The organism is Streptomyces sp. DvalAA-14, assembly GCF_900091855.1.
Classification (GTDB): Bacteria; Actinomycetota; Actinomycetes; order Streptomycetales; family Streptomycetaceae; genus Actinacidiphila.
This window is the reverse complement of record NZ_FMCH01000147.1, coordinates 1-26,073: the sequence shown is the minus strand read 5'-3', so window position 1 is coordinate 26,073 and position 26,073 is coordinate 1. Positions and strand designations below refer to the sequence as shown.

The window sequence follows — 26,073 nt, the reverse complement described above, 5'->3', positions numbered from 1 at the left end:
GGCGGTGCGCTGGAGCGGCGCGAGCGCGGCCTTCCCAGGACTGGCGGAGCGCGCCTGACACCCGGGCCGGCCCGGGCCCCGGCACGGGAGGTCCGGCCAGGGGCGTCCTCGCGGCCGGTCCGCGGACTTCCGCGGTGTGCCGGCCCCCCGGGGCCGGGGCGTCGTGACTAGTGCGGCGACCGCCGCGCGAGCGCGGCCACCGCGTCGGCGAGCGGCAGTTCCCGCCGGTCACCGGTGCGGCGGTCCTTGAGTTCCAGGACGCCCTCGGCGGCGCGGCGGCCCGCGATCAGCTGGACGGGGACGCCGAGGAGTTCGGCGTCGGTGAACTTGACGCCGGGGGAGATTCCGGGGCGGTCGTCGAGCAGTACCCGGTGGCCGGCGGCGTCCAGGGCCGCGGCCGCCTGCTCTGCCAGCTCGCTCTGCGCGGCCCGGCCGGCCGGAATGATGTGCACGTCGGCCGGGGCGACTTCAGCGGGCCAGCACAACCCCCGCTCGTCGGCGGTCTGTTCGGCCAGGGCCGCGACCGCGCGGGACACGCCGATGCCGTAGCAGCCCATGGTGACCCGGACGGGTTTGCCGTCGCGGCCGAGAACATCGAGGCCGAAGACGTCGGCGTATTTGCGGCCGAGCTGGAAGATGTGGCCGATTTCGATGGCGCGGCCGAGCCGGAGCCCGGCGCCGCAGCGGGGGCAGGGGTCGTCGGGGGCGACGGTGACCACGTCGAGGTACTGGTCGACCGTGAAGTCCCGGCCGCAGACCACGCCGGCCGCGTGCCGGCCGGCCTTGTTGGCGCCGGTGATCCAGGCGGTGCCGGGGGCGACCCGGGGGTCGGCGAGGTAGCGGATGCCGAGGCCCTGGGGTCCGACGTAGCCGCGTACCAGTTCGGGCCGGCGGGCGAAGTCCTCGGCGGTGGCCAGTTCCACGGTGGCGGGGGCGAGGTGTTCGGCGAGTTTGCCCAAGTCCACCTCGCGGTCGCCGGGCACGCCCACGGCGGTGATCTCCCCGTCGACCGTGACCAGCAGGTTCTTCAGGGTCGCCGCGGCGGGCACGCCCAGGTGTGCGGCGAGTGCCTCGATGGTCGGGGTGTCAGGGGTGTCCAGTTCCTCGACGGGGCCGGGGTCGGCGGCCGTCGGCACCACCGCTTCGAAGGTGACCGCCTCGGTGTTGGCGGCGTATCCGCACATCGGGCAGTCCACGAAGGTGTCCTCACCGGCCGCCGCGGGTGCCAGGAACTCCTCGGACGCGGAGCCGCCCATCGCGCCGGAGACCGCCGAGACGATCCGGAAGTCGAGGCCGAGCCGCCGGAAGATCCTGGTGTACGCCTCCCGGTGCAGCCGGTAGGCCTCGGCAAGGCCCTCGTCGGCGGCGTCGAAGGAGTAGGCGTCCTTCATCTGGAACTCCCGGCCGCGCAGCACCCCGGAGCGGGGCCGGGCCTCGTCCCGGTATTTGGTCTGGATCTGGTAGAGGATCAGCGGCAGGTCCTTGTACGAGGTCACCTGGTCCTTGACCAGCTGGGTGAAGATCTCCTCGTGGGTGGGTCCGAGGACGTAGTCGGTGCCTTTGCGGTCCTGGAGCCGGAAGAGCAGATCGCCGTATTCCGCGGCCCGGCCGGTGGCGTCGTACACCTCGCGGGGCAGCAGCGCGGGCAGCAGCACCTCTTGGCCGCCGATCGCGTCCATCTCCTCGCGGACGACGCGGCTGACGTTGTCCAGGACGCGTTTGCCCAGGGGCAGCCAGCTCCACACCCCGGCCGAGGAGCGGCGGACGTAGCCGGCCCGGACCAGCAGCTTGTGGCTGGTGGTCTCGGCGTCGGCCGGGTCGTCGCGCAGCGTCTTGAGCAGCAGCCGGGACATGCGCAAGGCCATGGGGGCCTCCTGTGGTTCGGGGGTCCGGGGGCGGAGTCCGGCGAGGATATCCGGCGGCGGGCGCGCGGTCGTACTGGTTATTCGCGGTGTTCCGGTCCTTCGGCCTCGCGGGCTCCGGTGGGCTCGGTGGGGCCGCCGGGATCGGGCCGGGCGCCGGGCCGGGCCAGCGGCAGCGGCGCGCCCATCACCGCGTACGGGCGGGACGCGCTGGGGAAGTGCACCGGCCGGGCCAGGTCGCGGTAGCCGAGGGAGCGGTAGAGGTGGCGGGCCGGGCTGTCGCCGTCGATGGCGGACAGGATGCTGCGCGGTTCGGTGGCGGTGTCGGTGATGCCGGTGATCAGGCGGCGGCCGATGCCGAGATTCTGGAAGGCGGGCAGCACGTGCAGTTCGGTGATGACGAAGGAGTCGTCGAGCCAGTGGTCGTTGCGCTGTTCGCGCAGGTACGGCTGGACCACGCTCGACCACCAGTGCCCGCGGTCGTTGGGCAGGCCGTAGACGAAGCCGACCAGCCGGCCGTCCGCCGCGAAAGCGCCCAGCGCCCGCGCTCCCGGGCACCCCAGGTGCCGCAGGACGATCTGCCGCCGGATGCTGACCTCGTCCGGGCCCAGTCCGAAGGCCACCGCTTGCACGGCCAGCGCCTCGTCCACCCGCGCGGCCAGGTCGCAGGGGCTGACCACCACGTTCTCCATGAGCCGCGACCCTACCGGTCCGTCAGAACAACACACTCATGAAGGCGCCGACTTCGGTGAAGCCGACCCGGCGGTAGGCGGCGCGGGCCGGGGTGTTGAAGTCGTTGACGTAGAGGCTGGCGACGGGGGCGACGTCCCGCAGGGCGTAGTGCAGGACCGCGGCCATGCCGGTCTCGGACAGGCCCCGGCCGCGGTGGGTGGGGGCCACCCAGACGCCCTGGATCTGGCAGGTGTGCCGGGTGACGGCGCCGATCTCCGCCTTGAAGACCACCTGGCCGTTCTCGATCCGGGCGAACGCCCGCCCGGTGGACACGAGTTCGGCGACCCGGGCCTGGTAGAGCAGTCCGCCGTCGCCGGCCAGCGGGGAGACGCCGACCTCCTCGGTGAACATCGCCACGCAGGCCGGCAGCAGCAGGTCCATCTCGTCGCGGCGGACCCGGCGCACCAGCGGGTCGGGGGCGACGGTGGCGGGCAGCGCGCGGGTGGTCATCAGCGGCTGGTGGGTGCGGACTTCGCGGGCCGGGCCCCAGTGCGGCTCCAGCCGCGCCCACAGGTCGGCGGTGGCTTCGGCCGGGCCGACGATGGACGAGCAGCGGCGGCCGGCCCGCCGGGCGCGCTCACCGAAGGCGGCGATCGCCTCGGGGGTGGCGCAGATCGGGACCAGGTTGGCGCCCGCGTAGCACATCGAGGTGAGTTTCCCGCCGCTGTACCAGCCCCACATCTCGCCGCCGAGCCGCCACGGGTCGAGCCCGGCGACATTGACGCGCGAGGTGACGAAGGCGTTGGCCACCGGGTCGCGGGCGAGTACGGCCAGGGCCGCGTCGAGGTCGCCGGGGTCGAGGACTCGGGCGGACGGGTGGGTCAACATGGCAGCGCCTCACCGTACGGGCCGCGCACGGCAGCGGGGAAGGACTCCGGCACTTTACCTCGGGGCCGCGCGCCGTGCCCCGCCCCCGGTCGCCGGTGGGCGGAGCACGGCCGGAACCGGGCGGTCAGGAGACGCTCACCTGCGGTTCACCGGAGACGGCACCGGCTGCCTCCATCTGCTCGGCGAGCTTCATCGCCTCTTCGATCAGGGTCTCGACGATCTTGGACTCGGGGACCGTCTTGATGACTTCGCCCTTGACGAAGATCTGGCCCTTTCCGTTGCCGGAGGCCACCCCGAGGTCGGCTTCGCGGGCCTCGCCGGGGCCGTTGACGACACAGCCCATGACGGCGACGCGCAGCGGCACCTCCATGCCCTCGAGTCCGGCGGTCACCTGGTCGGCCAGCTTGTAGACGTCCACCTGGGCGCGGCCGCAGGACGGGCAGGAGACGATCTCCAGCCGGCGCTGGCGCAGGTTCAGCGACTCCAGGATCTGGATGCCGACCTTGACCTCCTCGGCGGGAGGCGCGGACAGCGAGACGCGGATGGTGTCGCCGATGCCTTCGGACAGCAGCGCGCCGAAGGCGACCGCCGACTTGATGGTGCCCTGGAAGGCGGGGCCGGCCTCGGTCACGCCGAGGTGCAGCGGGTAGTCGCACTGCTGGGCGAGCAGCCGGTAGGCGTTGACCATGACCACCGGGTCGTTGTGCTTGACCGAGATCTTCAGGTCGCGGAAGTCGTGCTCCTCGAAGAGCGACGCCTCCCACAGCGCGGACTCGGCAAGTGCCTCGGGGGTCGCCTTGCCGTACTTCTCCATCAGGCGGCTGTCCAGCGAGCCGGCGTTGACGCCGATGCGGATGGGGACGCCCGCGGCCGAGGCGGCCTTGGCGATCTCCTTGACCTTGTCGTCGAACTGCTTGATGTTGCCGGGGTTGACCCGGACCGCCGCGCAGCCGGCGTCGATGGCGGCGAAGACGTACTTCGGCTGAAAGTGGATGTCGGCGATGACCGGGATCTGCGACTTCCTCGCGATCGTGGCGAGCGCGTCGGCGTCGTCCTGGGTCGGGCAGGCGACCCGGACGATCTGGCAGCCGGAGGCGGTCAGCTCGGCGATCTGCTGGAGGGTCGCACCGATGTCCGAGGTCCGAGTGGTGGTCATCGACTGGACGGAGACCGGTGCGTCGCCGCCCACAGCGACACTTCCGACCTGGATCTGACGGGTCTTGCGGCGGTCGGCGAGCTTGATCGGAACATCCGGCATACCGAGCGAAATCGCGGTCATTTGCGTGGCATCCCCAAGGTTGGAACGAGGTCCCGTCGTGGGCGGGTACGTGCTTCGAGGTTACGGCACCACGCCCACGACTCTCACCCGACCCAAAGCATTACGTGCTCAATTTGACCGGGTTGACCACGTCGGCGATCAGGACCAGCAGCGTGAAGGACACAAAGATTCCGGCCACGACATAAGCGACCGGCATCAGCTTGGCGACGTCGAAGGGACCGGGGTCGGGTTTGCGGAAGACCCGGGCGGTGTGCCGGCGTACCGCCTCCCACAGGGCGCCGGCGATGTGGCCGCCGTCCAGCGGCAGCAGCGGCAGCATGTTGAACAGGAACAGCGACAGGTTGAAGCCGGCGACCAGCATCACCATGGTGGCGATCCGGTCGATCGCGGGCTCCTTCAGCGAGAACACCTCGCCGCCGACACGGGCGGCGCCGACCACGCCCATCGGGGAGTCGGCCTTGCGGGGGGCGCCGTTGAAGGCGGCGTTCCACAGGTCGGGGATCCGCTGCGGCAGCCTTATCAGCGACGAGACGCCCTGCTGGGCCATGTCCCCCATGTGGCCGACGGAGTCGGTGAAGGCGAGCGGCTCGATGTGGCTGGCCGGGCTGAAGCCGAGGAAGCCGGCCTTCACGGTGCCGTCCACCGGGTTGCCCTCGCTGTCGGTCTTGGCCACGACGTTGGTGATGATCGTGGGGTGCAGGCTGACGCGCTTGCCGTCGCGCTCGACCACGATGGTGGCGGCGCCGGCGCCCTTGCGGATGTCCTTGGACAGCTCCGACCAGTTCTTGACCGGCTGCCCGTTGAACTCCAGGAACTTGTCGCCGGCCTTGAAGCCGGCCGTCTTGGCCGGCGCCACCGGGTCGCTGGTCAGGCAGGGGTTGGCGACGTCCCGCTTGGCGGTGTCGGCCTGCGAGATCACGCAGTCGCTGACCTGGCCGACCACCGTGGTCTGGGTGCTGATCCCGATGCCCATGAAGACGGTCAGGGCCAGGGCGAAGGCCAGGATCAGATTCATGAAGGGCCCGGCGAACATCACGATGACGCGCTTCCAGGGCTTGCGCGTGTAGAACAGCCGGTTCTCGTCGCCGGGCTGCAGCTCCTCGAACGCGGCCGAGCGGGCGTCCTCGATCATGCCGCGCCAGGGCGAGGTGGAGCGGGCGGTGATCCGGCCGTCCTCGCCGGGCGGGAACATCCCGATCATCCGGATGTAGCCGCCGAGCGGGACGGCCTTGAAGCCGTACTCGGTCTCGCCCTTGCGCCGGGACCAGATGGTGGGGCCGAAGCCGACCATGTACTGGGGGACGCGGATCTTGAACAGTTTGGCGGTCGACAGGTGGCCCAGCTCGTGCCAGGCGATGGAGACCATCAGGCCCACGGCGAAGACGACCACGCCGAGGACCGTCATGAGAGTCGTCATACTCCTGCTGCCTCCGATGCCTGTGCCAGTTCCGCGGCCCGGGCGCGGGCCCAGACCTCCGCTTCGAGGACGTTCTCGACGGTCAGCCGAGTTCCCGGCGCGGGGTTGTCGTGCTCCTCGACGACCCGGGCGACGGTGTCCACGATCCCGGTGAACGACAGCCGGCCGGTGCGGAAGGCTTCGACGCATTCCTCGTTGGCCGCGTTGAACACCGCGGGTGCGGTCCCTCCGAGGCTACCCACATGACGGGCCAGTGCCACGGACGGGAACGCGTCATCGTCGAGCGGGAAGAACTCCCAGGTGGAGGCTCTCGACCAGTCGAAGGCGGGGGCGGCGTCCGGCACCCGCTGCGGCCAGCCCAGGCCGAGCGCGATCGGCATCCGCATGTCGGGCGGGCTGGCCTGGGCCAGCGTCGAGCCGTCGGCGAATTCCACCATCGAGTGGACGTAGGACTGCGGGTGGACCACGACCTCGATGCGGTCGAAGGGGATGTCGTAGAGCAGATGCGCCTCGATGACCTCCAGCCCCTTGTTGACCAGGTTCGCCGAGTTGATGGTGATCACCGGGCCCATGTCCCAGGTGGGGTGGGCCAGGGCCTGCTCCAGGGTGACGCCGGCCAGCTCGGCGCGGGTCCGGCCGCGGAAGGGGCCGCCGGAGGCGGTGACGATCAGCTTGCGGACCTCGCCGCGGCTGCCGCCGAGCATCGCCTGGAACAGCGCGGAGTGCTCGGAGTCGACCGGGACCACCTGGCCCGGCTTGGCGAGGGCCTTCACCAGCGGGCCGCCGGCGATCAGCGATTCCTTGTTGGCCAGGATCAGTACCCGGTCGGCCGTCAGGGCGGCCAGCGTCGGCCGCAGTCCGATGGAGCCGGTGATGCCGTTGAGCACGGAGTGGCACGGCAGGGTCGCGGCCTGGGTGGCGGCGTCCGGGCCGGCCAGGATCTCCGGCAGCCGGTCGGCGCCGTAGCGGCGGCCGAGCGCTTCCCGCAGCGGCGCCACGGCGGCCGGGTCGGCGACCGCGACGGTGTGCACGCCGAGCGCGCGGGCCTGCTCGGCCAGCAGCTCGACCCGGCCGCCGGCGGCGGAGACCGCGACCACCCGGAAGCGGTCGGGATTGCGGAGCACCACGTCGATCGCCTGGGTGCCGATCGAGCCGGTGGAGCCGAGGATCACGATGTCCCGGGGCCCGCCGCCGGCTTCCGGCGTGACGTGCGGGCGGTAGTGGGGGTCTGCGAGAGCGTCCGTCATGGGGTCATTGTGTCGTGCCTCCGGGCTGTGCGGCGCACCGGTCCGGGCCCGGCTCCGGCGCGTGAGGGGCACGCGTTGCTCCCACGTGCGGGTCTCACGCGCCGACGTCTCCCGGCGGCGGCCGGAATGTCGTGGCGGCGCTGCCGGGGCCGCGCCGCCACGGCGGCCGGAGGTCAGTGCACCGGCCGGTGCACGTTCTCGCGCCGGGACGGTCCCGGGGTGGCGTCGGCGATCCAGGGCCCGTCGGACCCGGTGTCGACGATGCCGGCCTCCATCCAGGTCAGCGAGCCGGACAGGACGGCCTTGGTGAGCTGGTGGTCCGAGCCGTCGGTGTTGGTCCACAGCCGGGCGAAGAGCTCCTCGGTGCGGACCCGGGACTGCCGGCAGAAGGCGTCGGCGAGCTGCCGCGCCTCCCGGCCGTGGTCACCGGTGGCCGCCAGGTGCTCGGCGCGTACGCAGGCGGCGCTCATCGCGAACAGTTCGGCGCCGATGTCGACGATCCGGGCCAGGAAGTTCTGCTTGGTCTCCATCCGGCCCTGCCAGCGGGACATGGCGTAGAAGGTGCTGCGGGCGAGCTTGCGGGAGCTGCGCTCGACATACCGCAGATGGGTGGCCAGCGGGCCGAACTCGGCGTAGGCGCTGGGGAGCTGGCCCGGGCCGGCGACGAGTTTGGGCAGCCAGCGGGCGTAGAAGCCGCCGGCCCGGGCGCCGGCCCGGGCCTTGTCGCCGAGGGTGGTGTCCGGGTCGATCAGGTCGCCGGCCACCGACAGGTGGGCGTCCACCGCCTCGCGGGCGATCAGCAGGTGCATGATCTCCGTCGATCCCTCGAAGATCCGGTTGATCCGCAGGTCCCGCAGCAGCTGCTCGGCCGGCACCGCCCGCTCGCCGCGGGCGGCCAGCGACTCGGCGGTCTCGAAGCCGCGGCCGCCGCGGATCTGGACCAGTTCGTCGGCCATCAGCCAGGACGCCTCGGATCCGAACAGCTTGGCCAGCGCGGCCTCGATCCGGATGTCGTTGCGGTCCTCGTCGGCCATCTGCGAGGACAGGTCCACCACCGCCTCCAGGGCGAAGGTGGTGGCCGCGATGAAGGCGATCTTCGAGCCGACCGCCTCGTGCTCGGCGACCGGCCGGCCCCACTGCTCGCGGGCCGAGGACCATTCCCGGGCGATCTTCAGGCACCACTTGCCGGCCCCGACGCAGGCCGCGGGCAGCGACAGCCGGCCGGTGTTGAGGGTGGTCAGGGCGATCTTCAGCCCGGCGCCCTCGGCGCCGATCCGGTTGTCCTTGGGCACCCGGACCTGGTGGAAGCGGGTGACGCCGTTCTCCAGGCCGCGCAGGCCCATGAAGGCGTTGCGGTTCTCCACCGTGATGCCCTCGGAGGCGGCCTCCACCACGAAGGCGGTGATGCCGCCCTTGTGGCCCTCCGACTTCGGCACCCGGGCCATCACCACCAGCAGGTCGGCGATCACTCCGTTGGTGGTCCACAGCTTGACGCCGTCCAGCAGGTAGTCGTCGCCGTCGGGGACGGCGCTGGTGGCCAGCCGGGCCGGGTCGGAGCCGACGTCCGGCTCGGTGAGCAGGAAGGCGCTGATGTCGGTTCGGGCGCAGCGCGGCAGGAAGGTCTTCTTCTGCTCCTCCGTGCCGAACATCTTCAGCGGCTGGGGCACGCCGATCGACTGGTGGGCCGACAGCAGCGCGCCGATGGCGGCGTTGGCCGTGCCGACCAGCGACAGTGCCTTGTTGTAGTAGACCTGGGTCAGGCCGAGGCCGCCGTACTCCTCGTCGATCTTCATGCCGAAGGCGCCGAGCTCCTTCAGGCCCCGGATGGTCTCGTCCGGGATGCGCGCCTCGCGCTCGATCCGCGGCCCGTCGATCTGCGTCTGGCAGAAGTCGCGGAGCCGGGTGAGGAAGGCCTCGCCCTTGGCCACGGCTTCCGGGTCGGGCTGCGGGTGCGGGTGGATGAGGTCGAGGCGGAAGCGGCCCAGGAAGAGCTCCTTGGCGAAACTGGGCTTGTGCCAGTCCTGTTCCCTGGCGGCCTCCGCCACCTGCCGGGCTTCACGCTCCGAGACGTTGCGTACTGCGGCGGGTGCGGACACGGTTGCGTCACCTCCGGGTAGCCGGTTACCGACCGGTGCTACTTGTCCGTACTACCCGAATTCCGGCGGCCCAGCCAGAGGAATCACGCCGGCGGCTGACCGGCCGTCAGCCGGCCGCCGCCGTCGTGGTCCCCGGTGGCGCTAGAGGTCGAGTCCGGTGAGCACCAGTACCCGCTCATAGGTGTAGTCGTCCATCGCGTACTTCACACCCTCACGCCCGGTGCCGGAGTCCTTCACCCCGCCGTACGGCATCTGGTCGGCGCGGTAGGAGGGCGCGTCGCCGATGATCACGCCGCCGACCTCCAGCTCCCGGTGGGCCCGGAATGCGAGCTGGATGTCGTGGGTGAAGACGCCGGTCTGCAGCCCGAAGCGGGAGTCGTTCACGGCGGCGAAAGCCTCGTCGGCGCCGTTCACCCGATGCAGTGACAGCACCGGGCCGAAGGCCTCGGCGCCGGCCAGGATCGCGTCGCCGGGCAGATCGGCCAGCACGGTCGGCGCGTAGCTGGCGCCGTCCCGCGCGCCGCCGGTCAGCAGCTTGGCACCCTTGGCGACCGCGTCGTCCACCCAGCTCGCGACCCGCTCGGCGGCGGCCTCGTTCACCAGCGGGCCCACATCGGTGGCGTCGTCGGACGGGTCGCCGGTGACCTGGGCGCGCACCTCGGCCACCACCTTCTCGGCCAGCGCGTCGTACACCGACGCGTCGGCGATCACCCGCTGCACCGAGATGCAGGACTGGCCGGCCTGGTAGTTGGCGAAGGTGGCGATCCGCCCGGCCGCCCACTCCAGGTCCTGCTCAGACGACCAGTCGGCGAGCACCACGGCCGCCGCGTTGCCGCCCAGTTCCAAGGTGACGTGCTTGCGCGGCACCGAGTCCCGGATCGCGTGGCCGACGGTGTCGGAGCCGGTGAAGGAGATCACCGGCAGCCGCGGGTCCTGGACCAGTGCGGCCATCCGGTCGTTGGGCACCGGCAGCACGCTCCACGCGCCGGCCGGCAGCCCGCTGGTCTCGGCCAGGATCTCGCCGAGCAGCAGCGCGGACAGCGGGGTGGCGGGCGCCGGCTTGACGATGATCGGCGAGCCGACCGCGAGGGCCGGGGCGAGCTTGTGCGCCACCAGGTTGAGCGGAAAGTTGAACGGCGCGATGCCGAGCACCGGGCCGCGCCCGAACCGGCGGGTCAGCGCGAGCCGGCCCGTACCGCCCGGGTCGGTGTCCAGCCGCTGCGCCTGCCCGCTGTTGAAGCGGCGGGCCTCCTCGGCGGCCCAGCGGAACACCGACACCGCGCGGCCGACCTCGCCGCGCGCCCAGGTGATCGGCTTGCCGTTCTCCGCGGTGATCAGCCGGGCGGCCTCCTCGGCCCGCTCGGCCAGCCGCTTCGCCACCTGGTCCAGCGCCGCGGCCCTGACATGGGCGGGCGTCGCGGCGAACTCGAGTCGGGCGGCGTCGGCCGCGGCCACCGCTTCCTCGACCTGCTCCTGGCCGGGCACGCCCACCCGGGCGACGAGCGAGCCGTCCCACGGGCTGGTCACCTCGAAGCTGTCCGTACCGGTGGCCGGGCGGCCGGCCAGCCAGAAGGCGTACGGGGCTGCGGCTGTGGTTGTCACGGTGTTCCGCCCTTTCCTGCACCTGGTGGGTTCTGCTGTCACCGTAGGGGCGCCGCCGGGGGCCGGCCGTTGTCCACGGCGGCGTACCGGCCCGCGCGGGCGCTACGGATTGGCCAGAGCCAGGCGGGGCGCGGCCGGTGCGGGCCGGGCGGCTACGCCCCGACCTTGAGCGCCAGCCACAGCTCCATCCGCACGTCCGGCTCGTCCAGCGACCGGCCGAGGATCTCCTCCACCCGCCGCATCCGGTAGCGCAGCGTGTGCCGGTGCACCCCGAGGTCGGCCGCCGCCGCGTCCCACTGGCCGTGGTGGGACAGCCAGGCGGCCAGGGAGGCGACCAGGTCGCCGCGCGAGGTGGAGTCGTGCTCCCGCAGGGGCCGCAGCAGGCCCTCCGCGAACGCCCGGACCGCGTCGTCGGACAGCAGCGGCATCACCGAACCGGCGCCGACCTCACCGTGCTCGACCAGGTTCAGGCCCCGGCGGTGCGCGACGGCCAGCGCGCTCTCGGCCTGCCGGTGCGCCTCGGGGACCTCCTGCGCCGCGACGGCGGCCGACAGCCCGGCGGCCAGTCCGTCCGCGGCCTCGGCCAGGTCGACGGCGGTGGCCAGCGCCACGGCGTCCTCGGCGGCCAGGACCATCAGGCGACCGCCGTCGCGGACCGACAGCAGCGGTTCGCCGGAGCGGGCGGCCGCGGCCTCGGTCCGTTCGGCCAGCAGCGCCAGCGGACCGGCGGCATCGGCGGCGGAACCGGCTGGACCGGCTGGACCGACTGAACCGGCTGAACCGGCACCGCGGGCCTCGGCCGGCGCCGCGACGCCCGCGGGACCGGCCGGGGCGCCGAGGGTGACGGCCTCCGCGACGAGCAGCCGCAGCGGCCGGTCCAGCAGGTTGCCGTACAGGCGCCCCGCCACGCTGCGGGCGTGGTCCGGCTCACCGGCCAGCAGCATCCGCAGCAGGGCCGCCGCCAGCCGTCCTTGCGCCTCCTGCAGTGCGCGGGACTGCTCCAGCGACAAGGTGAGCAGGGCCACGGCGGCGTTGACGACGTAGCGCGCGTTGGTGTCGAGGCGCTCCTCGGTGCCGACGGCCAGGAAGCCGCGCGGCCGGCGGCCGGTGCCGAGCGACTGGATCTCCACCCGGTCCTCGGTGCCCGCCGGCCCGGCCACCGCGGCGCTGGCCGGGGCGGGGGTGTCGCGGAGCCGGTCGATCTCGCCGGCCAGCCGGGCCGCGCGGCGGCCGGCCCAGTCGGGGGCGGCGGCCAGCACGGCGCCGGAGGAGTCGTACAGCGCCGCCCAGCCGTCGAGGTGCGCGGCGAGCCGGGCGAGCAGGGCGCCGGTGCCGTCCGGGGCCAGCGCCGCGCGGGTCAGTTCGCGCTGGGCGTCCAGGCCGGCGGTGACCGCCTGGTACTGGTCGGCGGCGATGGCCGCCGACACCGCCTTGCTGATGGCGATGAAGGGGGTGGCGCGCGGCACCTCCAGCAGTGGCAGCCGGGCCTCGGCGGCGGCGCTCACCAGCGCGGGCGGCACCTCGTCGTGGCCGACGCCGACCCCGAAGCCGAGCCCGACCACCCCGGCCGCCGCGAGCCGCCGTACGTAGGCCCGCAGGAAGCCGCTGTCCTCGACGTCCAGTTTGAGGCCGGTGGTGAGCAGCAGTTCGCCGCCCTCCAGATACGGTCCCGGGTCGTCCAGTTCACTGGTGTGGACCCAGCGGACCTCGGCGTCGAGCCGGTCCCCGCCGGCGAGGACGCTGAGCTTGAGCGCCGAATGGTGGACGAGGGACGCGAGGGTGAGGGGCATACGGTCCTGGCGGGCGCTGGATGGTGGCCGGCCGGGGCCGGCCGGGCCCTTCGATTGTGCCGCAGCCCGAGGCACCCGCTCACGCCCGCAGGTCGAGCAGGACGGGCGGGGCGTGCTCCCCCGCGGTAGTGGTCAGCGACAGCACCGCGTGCCCGGCGGGGACGCCGTGGGCCAGATCGGAGGCCGACCACCGCTCCCTTTCCACCTTGCGCACCGTCACCGACTCGGTGGTGACCGCCACACCGGTGAACAGCCGCCGGACGCCGCGCAGCCCGCGCCGCAGCATCCCGCCGGACTGGTCGGGGGTCCGGGTGACGTCCTCGGTCTCCACCCAGGTGGTCCCCCACGCCTCGGCGAAGCGCTTGCCGTCCCAGGTGGTGACGCCGGACAGCACCATCCGGCAGCCGACCGAGCCGAGCAGCGAGGTGCGCAGCGACTCGGGCACGTCGTCCAGGGTGCGCAGGGTGAGCAGTATCCCGGCGTTGGCCGAGCGCAGCCGGGCCATGCCGCGGACCGCGTCGGCGGTGACGGTGTGCGCGGCGTCGTCCAGCACCAGGCAGGCGAACAGCGAGCGGTCGCGGCGGGCGGTGACGGCGGCGGTGAACTGCGCCAGCACCAGCCGGGCCAGGATGCGGGAGGCTTCGGCGTGGCCGCGTTCCGGCAGGTCGATCCGGACCCGCAGCGGGTGCTCCAGCGCGTACATGGAAAACGGGCGGGACCGTCCGGTGACGTCGAAGAACCCGGCGAAGGCGGGCCGTTCGAGCAGCGCCACCCGGTCGGCCAGCCGGGGGCCGATGTCACCGGGGCGGCCGACCTGGCGCTCGCGGGCGTCGAGTTCCCTGAGCATGCCGGGGGCGCCGGCCGCGCCGAGGGCGTCGCGCAGGGCCGCGTAGGCGTGCGCGGTGCCGTCGAGCAGCTCGCGCAGTTCGGCGACGGAGGGGAAGCGGCCGTGGGCGGTGGCGTAGGGGCCCAGGATCTGGGCCAGCGCGGTGGTGGCGCCGCGCAGTTCGCCCTCCTCGGTGGCGCGCGCGTCGAGCAGTGCCTCGGCCAGGGTGCCGGCCGCGGCGTCCGGGTCGGTGCCGCCGCCGTACAGGTCGAGGTCGTAGCGGGAGGCGGGGTCGGCCAGTGAGATCACCACGTCGAAGGCGCCGGCGGGACCGAGGTCGGCGCCGGCCGGGCCGACCGCGACGACCGCGGCCCTTCCGGCCAGGGCCTGCAGGCACAGCGACTCGACGACCGGGCGGACCACCGAGCGGGTCTTGCCGGACCCGGGCGGGCCGACCGCAAGCAGCCCGGTGCCCAGCAGCGCCGGGTCCAGGGCGATGCCCGAGCCGCGGTGCTGGTACGGGTTGCGGGCGTCGTCGGCGCCGCGGCCGATCCGCACCTGGCCGACCAGCACGTCGTGCGGCGCGGCGCGGTAGGGCACGTCGCGCCCGCCGGAGGGGTGCCCGCAGGCTGCGGCTCCCTGGCGCAGCACCGCGTCGGTGAAGGGGCCGAGCCGGGCGGGATCGGCCCGCACCCCGGTCCAGGCGCGGCGGATCCGGGTGTAGTCCACGTCGTTCATCCGCCCGGAGCGGACCTCGGCGGCCAGCCGGTCGGCGAGCGCGTACTGCCCGGCCTCCCGCAGCTCCGGCCACTCCACCGGATCGACCCGGCCGTCCTCGGGGGCGGCGCCGGGGGCGGGCTTGTCCCACAGGGCGCTGAGCAAGGGGCGGACGCAGCGCCGCCAGACCTCGGCGAAGTTTCCGAGGCGCCCGAAGATCAAGGCCAGCAGCAGGGCGAACAGGACATAGTAGATGTTCGAGGCGACCGCGAAGGCATGCGCGTCGCCCGTGCCGCTGCGCCATGAATCAGGGGTCAGCCAGATGAGCGGCCAGATCCAGAACGGCAGATAGCCGTTCCAGCACAGGGACCAGACAAGCAGTCCGCCGGCCACGGCGAGTGCGGCGCCACCGAGCAGTCGCCGGGTCCCCGCCCGCTCCGGATCCGGCGCCGAGCGCGGCGTGTGCCCGAATCCGTAGATCCCCGGCGCGTCCGTCTCCCGCGGGGTGCGCAGCCAGATCTCCAGTGCGGACGCGGGCGGCGCCTGCGCCGGCATCGGCGGCGGGGCGGCCGGTCGCGGCACGGGGGCGCCGGCGGGCTTGCGCGGCACCTGGCCCTCGTACGGGCCCGCCGGGTGCTGCGTGCCCTCGTAATCCATGGCGTCCATGGCGTGCTGCCCCTCGCCCCTCGTCTCGTCGTCTGACGATGCGCTCAATGTAGTCGAGCCGCTACGCCGGTAAAAGGATCTTGGCGGGACCGGACGGCGGCACGCGCACTGTCCGATCCGGCGAAACCGGGCCGGGCAGTGTTACCTATCGGCGTATGCGGGTGCGCCGTGCGGCGGCCTAGCCTGCGGAAGGACGCGCCGCCGCGAGTCACCGCACCAGGAGTAAGAAGGAGAGTGCCCGCCATGACCGAACTGCCCCAGGAGCGCCGGCTCGTCACCGCCGTCCCCGGCCCGAAGTCCCAGGAGCTGCTGGCCCGGATGGAGGCGACCGTGGCCCGCGGGATCTCCGTGACCCTGCCGGTGTTCGTGTCGCGGGCCGGCGGGGCCGTGGTGGAGGACGTGGACGGCAACCGGCTGATCGACTTCGGGTCCGGCATCGCCGTCACCTCGGTCGGCAACAGCGCCCCGGCCGTGGTGCGCCGCGCGACCGAGCAGCTGGCGGACTTCACGCACACCTGCGTCATGATCACTCCCTACGAGGGCTATGTGGCCGTCGCCGAGCAGCTGGCCGAGCTGACCCCGGGCGACCACCCGAAGAAGTCGGCGCTGTTCAACTCCGGCGCCGAGGCGGTGGAGAACGCGGTGAAGATCGCCCGCGCCCACACCAAGCGCCCGGCGGTCGTCGTCTTCGACCACGGCTACCACGGCCGCACCAATCTGACGATGGCGCTGACCGCGAAGAACATGCCGTACAAGGAGGGCTTCGGGCCGTTCGCGCCGGAGGTGTACCGGGTGCCGCTGGCGTACGGCTACCGCTGGCCGACCGGCCCGGAGCACGCCGCCGAGGAGGCCGCCGCTGCGGCGATCGACATGATCACCAAGCAGATCGGGGCCCATCATGTGGCGGCGATCGTGATCGAGCCGATCGCGGGCGAGGGCGGCTTCATCGAGCCGGCCAAGGGCTTCCTGCCGCGGATCGCGCAGTTCGCCCGGGACAACGGCATCGTCTTGGTGGCGGACGAGATCCAGACCGGTTTCTGCCGGACCGGGCAGTGGTTCGCGTGCGAGGACGAGGGCATTGTGCCGGACCTGATCACCACCGCGAAGGGCATGGCGGGCGGTCTGCCGCTGGCCGCGGTGACCGGCCGGGCGGAGATCATGGACGCGGCGCACGCCGGGGGCCTGGGCGGCACCTACGGCGGCAACCCGGTGGCGTGCGCGGCGGCGCTGGGCGCGATCGAGACGATGCGCGAGCTGGACCTGCCGGCGAAGGCGCGGCGGATCGGTGAGCTGATGACGCCGCGGCTGCGGGCCATGCAGGAGAAGTTCCCGGTCATCGGCGAGGTGCGCGGGCGCGGGGCGATGATCGCGGTGGAACTCGTCGAGCCGGGCAGCAAGGAGCCGAACCCGGCGGTGACCTCGGCCGTCGCGAAGGCGTGCCACGCCGCGGGGCTGATCGTGCTCACCTGCGGCACCTACGGAAACGTGTTGCGCTTCCTGCCGCCGCTGGTGATCGGGGAGAATTTGCTCAACGAAGGTCTCGACATCATCGAGGAGGCCTTCGCCGGGGTGTGAGGCGGCTGCCGTACGGCGCCCGCGGACCGGACCGCGGGCGTCCGCTTGCGGTCCGGCTGCCTGCGCAAAGTGACGGGGCGTAATCGGCGGGCGACCGACGGCAGGGGGGCGGGTGAGGTCGTGAAGAAGGTGTGCGGGCCTGATGGCGGACGGGTGATCGGTGACCCTGGCGGGACTTCTGTGACGTACGGTTTCCAAGGAACAACCCGCTCGTGGTCGACTCCCCAGAAGTCCACGAGTGACAACGCGCCGGTGAATCCCCATCACCGGCACAGCAGTGCCCTCGCGCACGACACCGCCGGGTCCTCTGGTCCCGGCAGTCCTCGCCGATCGGTCGGCCGTTCGTCCCACACCCCCCGGGACGGACGGTACCGCGGTCGCCCTGGCCGCCCCGGAACTCTCCCCCCTGTTCCGGGGCGGCTCATTGTGCTGTTCGGCCTCGGTGTGCTGCTCTTCGCCGCGCTCACCTGGCAGGTCTCCTCGAACGGGCCGCTGGTCGGGCGGGACTGGGCGGTGCTGCGCTGGTTCGACCGCACCGCCGCCGCCAACACCTGGTTCACCACCACCGCCCACTACTTCTGCAAGCTGGGCAACATCGAGGTGGCCGTGCCGGTGCTGCTGGCCGCGGTGTGCCTGACCGGGTGGCTGGGCCGCCGCGAGGCACTGCCCCGCTGGTGGCTGCCGCCGGCCGCCGCGCTGCTGGTCATCGCGGTGCTGCCGGTGGTGGTGACGGTGGTGAAGGACGCGGTGGCCCGCCCCGCGCCCGGGCTCACCGTGCCGGATCCCAGCGGGTACGGCTACTTCCCCTCCGGGCACACCGCGACCTCGGCGGTGGCCTACGGCGCCGCCGCGCTGCTGCTGCTCCCGTGGGCGGGCAGCCGGGCGGCCCGTCTGGTGCTGCTGGCGGGCACACCGCTGCTGCTGTTCGCGGTCGGCTTCTGCCTGGTGTGGTGCGACTACCACTGGCCGCTGGACGTCCTGGCCAGTTGGTGCCTGACGCTGAGCCTGCTGACGGTGGTGGCGGCGGCCCGCGCGGTGATGGACCGGGCGGTGGCGGGGCGGGCGGCGGAGCGCGGCGCCGCCGACCCGGCCGCCGGGGAGGTCGCCGACGGGGATGTCACCGACGGGGATGTCACTGATGGGTCGGGAAGCCCAGGTTGATGCCCCCGTGCGAGGGATCGGGCCACCGCTGGGTGACGGCCTTGCCGCGGGTGAAGAACTTCACGCCGTCCTCGCCGTACGCGTGCGAGTCGCCGAACAGCGAGGACTTCCAGCCGCCGAAGGAATAGGAGGCGACCGGGACGGGGATGGGGACGTTGATGCCCACCATGCCGACCTCGACCTCGTGCTGGAAGCGGCGGGCCGCGCCGCCGTCGTTGGTGAACAGCGCGGCGCCGTTGCCGTACGGATTGGCGTTGATCAGCGCCAGCCCCTCGTCGAAGGACGGCGCCCGGACCACGGACAGGACCGGGCCGAAGATCTCGTCGTCGTAGACGGACATGCCGGGCCGGACGTGGTCGAAGAGGGTCGGGCCGAGCCAGAAGCCGCCCGGCTCGCCCTCGACGGGGTGCTTGCGGCCGTCGACGGTGAGGGCGGCGCCGTCGGTGACGCCGGCGTCGAGGTATGCGGTGACCTTGTCGCGGTGAATACCGGTGACCAGGGGGCCCATCTCCGAGCCCGCGGCGCTGCCGGGGCCGACGGTCAGGGCGGCCATGCGCTCCTTGATCCGGGCCACCAGTGCGTCGCCGACCGGGTCCACGGCGACCAGCACCGAGACGGCCATGCAGCGTTCGCCGGCCGCGCCGAAGCCGGCGTTCACCGCGGCGTCGGCGGCCAGGTCCAGATCGGCGTCGGGCAGCACCAGCATGTGGTTCTTGGCGCCGCCCAGCGCCTGGACGCGCTTGCCGTGCCGGGTTCCGGTCTCGTACACGTGCCGGGCCACCGGGGTGGAGCCGACGAAGGACACCGCCTTGATGTCGGGGTGCTCCAGCAGCCGGTCCACGGCCGGCTTGTCGCCGTGCACCACGTTGAACACCCCGTCGGGCAGCCCGGCCTCGCGCCACAGGGCGGCCAGGAAGTTCGCCGCGGACGGGTCCTTCTCGGACGGCTTGACGACCACGGTGTTGCCGGCCGCGACGGCGATCGGGAAGAACCACATCGGCACCATGGCCGGGAAGTTGAACGGCGAGATCACCGCGACCGGTCCGAGCGGCTGCCGGATCGAGTAGACGTCGACCCCGGTGGACGCCTGCTCGGTGAAGCCGCCCTTGATCAGCTGCGGGATGCCGCACGCGTACTCGACGACCTCCAGGCCGCGGGCGATCTCGCCGAGCGCGTCGGAGTGCACCTTGCCGTGTTCGGAGACGATGATGTCGGCGAGTTTCTCGCGGCGGGCGCTGAGCAGCTCGCGGAAGGCGAACAGCACGGTGCTGCGCCGGGCCATCGAGGTGTGCCGCCACTGCTGGAAGGCGCCGAGGGCGGCGCCGACCGCCTCGTCGACCACGGCCGCGTCGGCGAAGTCCACCCGGCCGGTGATCCGGCCGGTCGCCGGGTCGTACACCTCGCCGTGGCGCCGCGCGGCGCGGCGCCAGGGTTGTCCGCCGATCCAATGGGTGATGTGCGTGGTCGTCACGGGCTGACCCTTCCGTCCGTCCTGCGGCTGCGACGCGGTGCGGCTTCGAGTCTCGCCACGCGGGCGCCGGGGAACAAGCACCGCGCGCGGAGGGATCGGCCGCGCGGCAGGCCGGCCGCGGCCGCCACCGCTGGGCAGCAGGTCACCGCGAGGCGCCCCGCCGGCGGCGGTCACTCGCCGGCCAGTTGCGCCGCCGCCTCGTGCATCGCCAGCTCGAGCACCACCGGGTCGGTGAGGTGCCCGGTGCCGTCCGGCGGGATCAGCCACCGCACGCCGCCGGTCGGCCGGCCCGGATACGGCACCACGATCCAGGTGCCGCGCCCGATCGCCCGCACCCCTGTGCCGAGCCATCGGCCAGCGGTTCCGGGCGGGACGAAGAAACCCAGCCGGGAGTCGCCGAAGTCGGCGAGCACCGGGCCCGGCCGGCCGGTGAGCCGGGTGAGCACGTCCAGGGTGGGATAGCCGAGCTCCCCGGACAGGATCAGGATGTCCCACAGCCGCCCGGCCGGCAGCAGCGCCACCCCCAGCGGATTGCGCTCCCATTCGAAGCGGCACCCCTCCGGGTCGGCCGCCGCCGACACCAGCCATTCGATCGCGCTCCTCGGTCCGGCGATGCCCATCGCCGTCCCCCCCTTCTCTCCATGTCTCCCCGTGACGGCGATTGCTGGCCGTCATGGGGAGAGAGGGGGTCGGTCGCCGATTATGACGCGGGTTTCGGGCCTTGCCGGCGGCGCGCTGTCCCCCCGGCCGCGTGCGTGGCGCACCGTCCCGCCTGCCGGGTCGGTCGGCCCGGTCGGTCCGCCGGGTCGCTCCGCCGGTCGGTGTCGCCGGGTCGTAGGGCGCGCTCAGACGTCGTGGGCGCAGGGCAGGCCCGCCGGGTCGTCCATGGGAAGCAGCGCGATCCCGCCGGGCTGCTCGACGGCCTCGAACAGCCGGCGGCCCGCCGGGTCGTCGGGCAGCTTGCCCTCGGTGGTGACGAAGTACTCGGTCAGGAAGGTCCGGACCGGCTCGCCGGGGATCGCGATCGCGCCGGCCAGTGCGGGGCCGGTCGCCAGCACGCCGAGCACCATGCCGGGCACCCGGGACGCGCCGGGGCGCAGGGCCGGCTGGAAGTAGGGCACATCCAGTGCCTTGGCGCCCTGCCGCGCGTAGAAGCGCAGCCGCGCGCCGGGATCGCCGCGCTGGGCGTCCGCCGAGTGGGCCGCGGGGTGTTCTATCTCGGCCAGGGTGATCAGCGGGCTCAGCCGCTCCTGCCAGCTGCCGCGCACGGCGGAGTCCATCAGCAGGCCGCCGATGCCGCCGGAGCGGGCGTCGCCGCGCACCGACATGTAGGCGAGCAGCAGGATCCGGCTTTCCGCGGAGAACTCACCGAGCGCCACCCCCATCGGCCGGCCGTCGGCCGCCACGAGGGCGCCGAGCATGGCGCCGCCGGCCAGCCCGGACCGCAGTTCGTCCCGGGTGATCAGCTCGTCGGGGGGAAACGCGGTGACGAGCAGGTCGTCGTAGACCGCGTCCAGTAGGGGGTGGTCCGGGCCAAGGGCAGCCACCTGCATGGAAATTCTCCTCACCGTGACGGGTCGGACCGCGGCGGCGACCGGTCCGGGCCGAGGGCCGGTCGACGCCCACAGCCTGACACGTCCCGGGCCGGCCGACGCCCCGAACGCGGCGGGAGGCCGGCCACGTTCGCGCCGCGGGTACGGGCCTACGCCTCCGGGTCGGCCAGCGGCTGTTCCAGCGGGGCCTCGAGTTCGTCGCGCATGTGGACCATCACCCAGTCGACGGTGGCGGTGAACGGGGTCCGGTCCCGGCCGAGATCGGATTCGGCCGGGCCGGCCGGGAAGCCGAAGGCGTTGTCCGGCGCGGTCTCCCGGTGCGACCAGTAGGGGGCGAACAGCGCCCGGCTCCGCACCCGGGCGGCGGCCACCTCGTCGCCGTGGCCGCTGCGTTCGGCTTCTTCGGCGCGCAGCCGGACCCGGTCCAGCGCGCCGTTGTAGAGGGAGACCGTGTACCAGGACGGGTATTGGTCGTAGATCTCCTGGCGCGTGTGGTAGACGTATCCGCGCAGGACGGACCGGGCGTAGCAGTCGAAGGCGCGGCGCAGATCGCCCTGCGCCCACGCCATGTCGCCGAAGGTCTGCGCGACGAACACCGGCAACTCGTTCTCCTCCTCCTCGGCCATCCGCTCCTCGATGCCGTCCAGGAGTTCCCGGGCGGCCTGCGGCCCGGTCGAGGCGTACAGATCGGCCTCCAGCCAGGTCGCCCAGTTGCCGATCCACAGCTCCTCGTCCCTGGTGCAGGCGTCCGCGGCGGTCCGGTACGAGGTCGCGGCGCGGGACCGGGCCGCGTCCGTGCCGCTGCTGCCGAACCAGATGGTGTCGCCCTGCAGGATGAACACAATGATGTAGATCCGGCGCAGGTCGGCGTCCTCGGGGACACGGCCGCGGCGGATGCCCAGGTAGCGGGCGACGGCGTCCAGGGCCGCGGCGGCCTCGAACCAGCGCTCGCTGTCGGCGCCGGGCCGCTGATGAGCGCGGCCGGCCACGTAGTTCACCCGCAGCGCGTCCAGCCAGTCGACCCAGCGCACGTCCAGATCGGCGGGCAGCGAACGGTAGGCGGCGATCAACTGGCCGCAATAGCTCGACGGCACCTCGGCGTCCCACCAGAAGAACGCCTCCAGGAAGAGCCGGATCATGGCCCGTTTCGAGGCGTTGAATTCCCTGCGGGGCATATGGGACGCGTGGTGCAGCCATTCCTGCGAGTCGCGCTGCCAGTCGGGGTTCTCATAACGGGAACCCGCCGCGTGCGGGGAAAGTTCGTCGAGGTCGTTCTCGAAATTCATCCGCACCCGGTAGTGGCGTTCCACCCGGGCGTGCTGCTCGGCGAACTCCTCCGGGCGTTCGTCGCGGAAGGCGCGGGCCAGGTTTTCCCGCAGGTAATCGTGCAGCCGCCATCCCTGGTCGGCGTCGTCGTCGAACGGGGTGGTGAAATCGCTGCGGTACATCCAGTCGTAGAGGCGGGCCGCGTCCTGGGCGGTGACCCCGTGCTCGGCCAGCAGCGACTCCAGGATCTCTGGGGTGCAGCGCCGCAGCACGGTCAGCAGGTCGAACAGGGGCACCGGCCGGCCGATCAGCCGCTCGGCGTGCTCCTGGACGAAGGTGCGCACCGCTTCGAAGCCGCCCCGGCTCCCCCAGCGCGCGTCACCGCCCAGCAGCCGCTCACGGACGGTGGCGACCGGGGTGTCGGCAGGTAAGGAGCCGAGCAGGATCTCGCAGCAGGTGACCATGCCGATCGGGTGGCCTTTGGTGACGGTGGCGATCTCCAGGGCGCAGGCCCGCGCCGGGTCCTCGCTCCAGCCGGCGTCGAGGAGCCGCCGGGTGACATAGCCGGCGGTTTCCGTCCGGGGCAGCAGTCCCAGCGTGATCCGCCGGGTGTCGGACGGCAGGTTGTCGGCGTCGGGTTGCGGGTGACGGGCGTGCACGACGGCGGCGGTCGTCACCCCGCTCAGTACGGACATCAGCCAGCGGCCGACCGGGGTGCCGAGCACCCGCTGCGTGTCGTCCACCTGGATCGCCGTCGGGTGGGCCCGGGCGATACCGTCCAGGGCGGCGGTCAACTGCCGCTGCATCTCGGCCAGCCGCCCGCTGGTGGCGCCGGTTCCGAGGCCCTCGACGCTGGCACTGCCCGTCCGGTCCAGATGGACGTCGCCCCGGGTGTTGGTGACCGTCACCGTGACGTTCTGGGTGACCGTGGCGAGTGACGCGCCGGCATCCCGGACCGTCAGGATCGCCGACTCCCAGTCCCGGCCCACCTCCGGGCCGACCAGGGGCTGTTCGCCGGCGCCCGGGTCGTGGGCCTTGTGCACATCGGCGGCCAGCGCGTCGATCAGATACCGGCAGGCGGCGTAGTCGGCCATCGCCCGCTCGTCCTCGGTCATCGCGTGGCCCCGGCCGTACTGGGGGGCGCTGGCGGTGATGAACAAGATGAGCCGGCCTTCCGCGCGCAGACCCGAGGCAACCTCTTCGAGCAGCAGGGTCTTGCCGCAGCCGCTGTCGGCCACCACGTCGAAGCGGACGCCCTCCTGGCTCCGGGCGGCGGTCAGGACCTGATCGCGGGCGCTGCGCAGCGACATGGTGATGGTGTACGAGTCCTCGGCCGGGCCGGGGACGGGGCCGGGGCCGAGATCGCCCGGCGGGGCGGGGCTGATGACCGGTTCGGGGTCCGGCGGGGGCGACGCGGCCGGGGCGGCGGGCACGGGGGGCGGCGCGGGGGCGGGAGCGGGGGCCACTGAGGCCGGGGGCGTTACGGGTGCCGGTGCCGGTGTCGGAACGGGGGTCGCCGGCACCACCGGGGGGCCGGAGGTGGCGATGGCGGAGTCGACGAGGTTGACCTCCCCGCTCCTGCCGATGTCCAGACTGACCGGCCCGCCGTCCCGGGAGTGGACCGACCGCTCCACCTTGACCTTCTCGCCGCCGCCCAGCCGCACGTGCACACCGGGCGCGTCCGCGCCGCCGGGCCGCTCCTGCGGGCCCCATCGCACCAGGGCGATCAGCGCCAGCACCGACACCACGTACAGGCCGCAGACAATGCCGCCCACCACGGCGAACAGACCGCCGGATATGAGCGAGGCCAGCAGCACGGTGAGGGAAGCGCCGAATCCGGCGAGGAGAGCCGGTTGGGAAGTGAGTCCTCCGGCAACGGTGTTCAGGACGGACAGAATCTGGGAGGCCGGCCCCGAGTCCGTTTCCGTCGCCGGGTCATCAGTATTCGGGTCGGGCATCTGCGCCTCCGCTACTGGAATGCCTTGCTCCCGCAGAATAGGAGCGGACGGGGGAACGCGTCGGTCATATGCGGAATTCGGGTGCCACCGGGCGGATAACGATCCCGCATCCGGCGCCCGGTCCGCTCCGGCGTCGACCGGTCCGCGGTCCGGCAGCGGTCCGGCAGCGGTCCGGTGCGGTCCGGCGGCTGTCAGGGGCGGTTCAGCAGCCGTCCCGCGGCGGTCCGTGCCCTGTTCCGCCGGGCGCCGGGTCCCGGAGCGCCCCCGTTCGCACCGGGCCTCTACGATGAACCCTCAGCCATCAGCCCCGGAAGGATTCCCCCATGTCCGACATCGCGACCGGTCGGCTACCCGGCACCGCACTCGGCGGGGGCGGCGGGCTCGACGCCTTCATCGCCGGACTGCCGAAGGCCGAACTGCATGTCCACCACGTAGGGTCCGCCTCCCCGCGCATCGTCGCCGAACTGGCCGCGCGGCACCCCGACTCGGCGGTCCCGACCGATCCGGCGGCGCTGGTGGACTACTTCAGCTTCCGCGACTTCGCGCACTTCATCCAGGTGTACCTGTCGGTGGTGGACCTGATCCGGGACGCCGAGGACGTCCGGCTGCTCACCTACGAAGTGGCCAGGGACATGGCCCGGCAGAACATCCGCTACGCCGAGCTGACCGTCACCCCCTACTCGTCCATCCGGCGCGGCATCCCGGACCAGGCCTTCATGGAGGCCATAGAGGACGCCCGGAAGTCGGCGGCGGCGGAGCTGGGCGTCACGCTGCGCTGGTGCTTCGACATCCCGGGCGAGGCGGGACTGGCGGCCGCGGCGGAGACCACCCGGCTGGCCCTGGACCTGCGGCCCGACGGACTGGTGTCCTTCGGCCTGGGCGGGCCCGAGATCGGAGTGCCCCGGCCGCAGTTCAAGCCGTACTTCGACCAGGCGCGGGCGGCCGGTCTGCACAGCGTGCCGCACTCCGGGGAGACCACCGGGCCGCAGACGGTCTGGGACGCGTTGGAGGTGCTGGGCGCCGAGCGCATCGGCCACGGCACCAGCGCCGCCCAGGACCCGAGGCTGCTGGAGTACCTTGCCGAGCGGCGGATCGCGCTGGAGGTCTGCCCGACCTCGAACATCGCCACCCGCGCGGTCGCCTCGCTGGACGAGCACCCGATCGGGACGATGGTCGCGGCCGGCGTACTGGTCACCGTGAACAGCGACGACCCGCCGATGTTCGGCACCGACCTCAACACCGAGTACGCGGTGGCGGCGCGGCTGCTGGGGCTGGACCCGGCGGGGGTGGCGGCGCTGGCGAGGAACGCGGTCGAGGCGTCGTTCATGGAGCCGGCGGACAAGCGGGCGCTGGCCGGGGAGATCGACACCTACACCACCAACTGGGGCGGCTGACCATGGCGGACTTCCGGGTCACGGCGCAGTCGGTCGCCCACCGGGGCGACCCGTACCACCACCGCGAGAACACCTTGGCCTCGGTCCGGTCGGCGCTGGTGAAGGGCGCCGACGCGGTGGAGGTCGATGTCCGGCTCACCCGGGACGGGGTGCCGGTGCTGCTGCACGATCCGACGCTGGAGCGGCTGTGGGGTTCGCCCGAGCCGGTGTCCGAGCTGACCGCGGCGGAGGTCTCCCGGCTGACCGGCGGCGCGGTGCCGACGCTGGCCGACGCGCTGGAGGAGCTCGGCCGGCACGCGGCCGCCCGCATGCTGCTGGACCTCAACGCGGTGGAGGAGGCCGGTCCGACCGTCGCCGCGGTGCGGGCGGCCGAGGCCGGCGAGCGGGTCTACTACTGCGGTGAGCTGCCCGCCATGATCGCGGTCCGCGTGCACGATCCCGACGCCGAGATCGCCATGACCTGGACGACCTCGCAGCGTCCGCCGCGGTCCCTTGTCACGGACCTGGCGCCGCGGTGGATCAACCTCCGCTTCGGCCTGGTCGACGCCGCCACCGTCCGGTGGGCGCACGACCAGGGCCTGCGTGGTGGGGGCCCTGGACCGCGGACCGGGCGCGTTCGATGTCCCGCCTGGT

At 73.1% G+C, this 26,073-nt stretch carries 18 protein-coding genes; 4 read left to right on the top strand and 14 right to left on the bottom strand.

Annotated elements, in window-relative coordinates:
• Window positions 1–167: 167 nt before the first annotated feature.
• The 10 genes from GA0115240_RS07090 to GA0115240_RS07045 form a co-directional block, all read right to left on the bottom strand.
• Window positions 168–1,865, bottom strand: a complete 1,698-nt coding sequence (locus tag GA0115240_RS07090; protein ID WP_093735801.1) for a proline--tRNA ligase — start codon at window positions 1,863–1,865, stop codon at window positions 168–170.
• A gap of 77 nt (window positions 1,866–1,942) precedes the next feature.
• Window positions 1,943–2,554 carry a GNAT family N-acetyltransferase gene (locus GA0115240_RS07085; protein ID WP_093735800.1) on the bottom strand — a complete coding sequence of 204 codons (612 nt, stop codon included), beginning with the start codon at window positions 2,552–2,554 and terminating at the stop codon, window positions 1,943–1,945.
• Between the two features lie 22 nt (window positions 2,555–2,576).
• Window positions 2,577–3,422 (bottom strand): GNAT family N-acetyltransferase, encoded by an 846-nt coding sequence (locus tag GA0115240_RS07080; RefSeq protein ID WP_093735799.1) that lies wholly within the window; start codon window positions 3,420–3,422, stop codon window positions 2,577–2,579.
• Window positions 3,423–3,546: 124 nt separating this feature from the next.
• A complete protein-coding gene (ispG, locus tag GA0115240_RS07075; protein WP_093735798.1) occupies window positions 3,547–4,701 on the bottom strand; it encodes a flavodoxin-dependent (E)-4-hydroxy-3-methylbut-2-enyl-diphosphate synthase in 1,155 nt (384 codons plus the stop codon).
• Between the two features lie 100 nt (window positions 4,702–4,801).
• Window positions 4,802–6,118, bottom strand: a complete 1,317-nt coding sequence (locus GA0115240_RS07070; protein WP_093735797.1) for a M50 family metallopeptidase — start codon at window positions 6,116–6,118, stop codon at window positions 4,802–4,804.
• Complete coding sequence (dxr, locus tag GA0115240_RS07065; protein ID WP_093735796.1) at window positions 6,115–7,365, bottom strand: 1-deoxy-D-xylulose-5-phosphate reductoisomerase; 1,251 nt, start codon at window positions 7,363–7,365, stop codon at window positions 6,115–6,117. The genes GA0115240_RS07070 and dxr overlap by 4 nt, the downstream gene beginning before the upstream one ends.
• Before the next feature lie 173 nt (window positions 7,366–7,538).
• Entirely contained in the window at window positions 7,539–9,461 is a 1,923-nt protein-coding gene (locus GA0115240_RS07060; protein ID WP_093735795.1) for an acyl-CoA dehydrogenase family protein, read from the bottom strand.
• Between the two features lie 141 nt (window positions 9,462–9,602).
• Window positions 9,603–11,063: an aldehyde dehydrogenase family protein gene (locus GA0115240_RS07055; RefSeq protein ID WP_093735794.1), complete on the bottom strand. Its 1,461-nt coding sequence runs from the start codon at window positions 11,061–11,063 to the stop codon at window positions 9,603–9,605.
• A 152-nt stretch (window positions 11,064–11,215) separates the two neighbouring features.
• Window positions 11,216–12,853 carry a PucR family transcriptional regulator gene (locus GA0115240_RS07050; RefSeq protein WP_093735793.1) on the bottom strand — a complete coding sequence of 546 codons (1,638 nt, stop codon included), beginning with the start codon at window positions 12,851–12,853 and terminating at the stop codon, window positions 11,216–11,218.
• Between the two features lie 79 nt (window positions 12,854–12,932).
• Window positions 12,933–15,053: an ATP-binding protein gene (locus GA0115240_RS07045; RefSeq protein ID WP_093735804.1), complete on the bottom strand. Its 2,121-nt coding sequence runs from the start codon at window positions 15,051–15,053 to the stop codon at window positions 12,933–12,935.
• A gap of 252 nt (window positions 15,054–15,305) precedes the next feature.
• Here GA0115240_RS07045 and gabT point away from each other — a divergent pair, with 252 nt between their 5' ends.
• Together gabT and GA0115240_RS07035 are read left to right on the top strand one after the other, a co-directional pair.
• The gene (gene gabT, locus GA0115240_RS07040) at window positions 15,306–16,637 is read left to right on the top strand and encodes a 4-aminobutyrate--2-oxoglutarate transaminase (protein WP_093735792.1); all 1,332 of its coding nucleotides are present in this window, start codon (window positions 15,306–15,308) and stop codon (window positions 16,635–16,637) included.
• A gap of 426 nt (window positions 16,638–17,063) precedes the next feature.
• Entirely contained in the window at window positions 17,064–17,798 is a 735-nt protein-coding gene (locus GA0115240_RS07035; RefSeq protein ID WP_256069590.1) for a phosphatase PAP2 family protein, read from the top strand.
• Here the strand turns inward: GA0115240_RS07035 and GA0115240_RS07030 are convergent.
• The 4 genes from GA0115240_RS07030 to GA0115240_RS07015 all read right to left on the bottom strand — a co-directional run bounded on the left by GA0115240_RS07030 (window position 17,770) and on the right by GA0115240_RS07015 (window position 24,046).
• Entirely contained in the window at window positions 17,770–19,269 is a 1,500-nt protein-coding gene (locus GA0115240_RS07030) for a CoA-acylating methylmalonate-semialdehyde dehydrogenase (protein ID WP_093735790.1), read from the bottom strand. The two genes, GA0115240_RS07035 and GA0115240_RS07030, sit on opposite strands and share 29 nt — an antisense overlap.
• A 170-nt stretch (window positions 19,270–19,439) precedes the next feature.
• A complete protein-coding gene (locus GA0115240_RS07025; protein ID WP_176725000.1) occupies window positions 19,440–19,889 on the bottom strand; it encodes a hypothetical protein in 450 nt (149 codons plus the stop codon).
• Window positions 19,890–20,114: 225 nt separating this feature from the next.
• On the bottom strand, window positions 20,115–20,822 hold the full coding sequence (locus GA0115240_RS07020) for an N-acetyltransferase (protein WP_202451112.1): 708 nt from the start codon (window positions 20,820–20,822) through the stop codon (window positions 20,115–20,117).
• 149 nt (window positions 20,823–20,971) lie between these two features.
• Window positions 20,972–24,046 (bottom strand): hypothetical protein, encoded by a 3,075-nt coding sequence (locus GA0115240_RS07015; RefSeq protein WP_093735789.1) that lies wholly within the window; start codon window positions 24,044–24,046, stop codon window positions 20,972–20,974.
• Between the two features lie 323 nt (window positions 24,047–24,369).
• Here GA0115240_RS07015 and GA0115240_RS07010 point away from each other — a divergent pair, with 323 nt between their 5' ends.
• Both GA0115240_RS07010 and GA0115240_RS07005 read left to right on the top strand, forming a co-directional pair.
• Complete coding sequence (locus GA0115240_RS07010) at window positions 24,370–25,440, top strand: adenosine deaminase (RefSeq protein WP_093735788.1); 1,071 nt, start codon at window positions 24,370–24,372, stop codon at window positions 25,438–25,440.
• Window positions 25,441–25,442: 2 nt separating this feature from the next.
• On the top strand, window positions 25,443–26,073 hold a 631-nt coding region (locus GA0115240_RS07005; RefSeq protein WP_107407109.1), incomplete at its 3' end, for a glycerophosphodiester phosphodiesterase.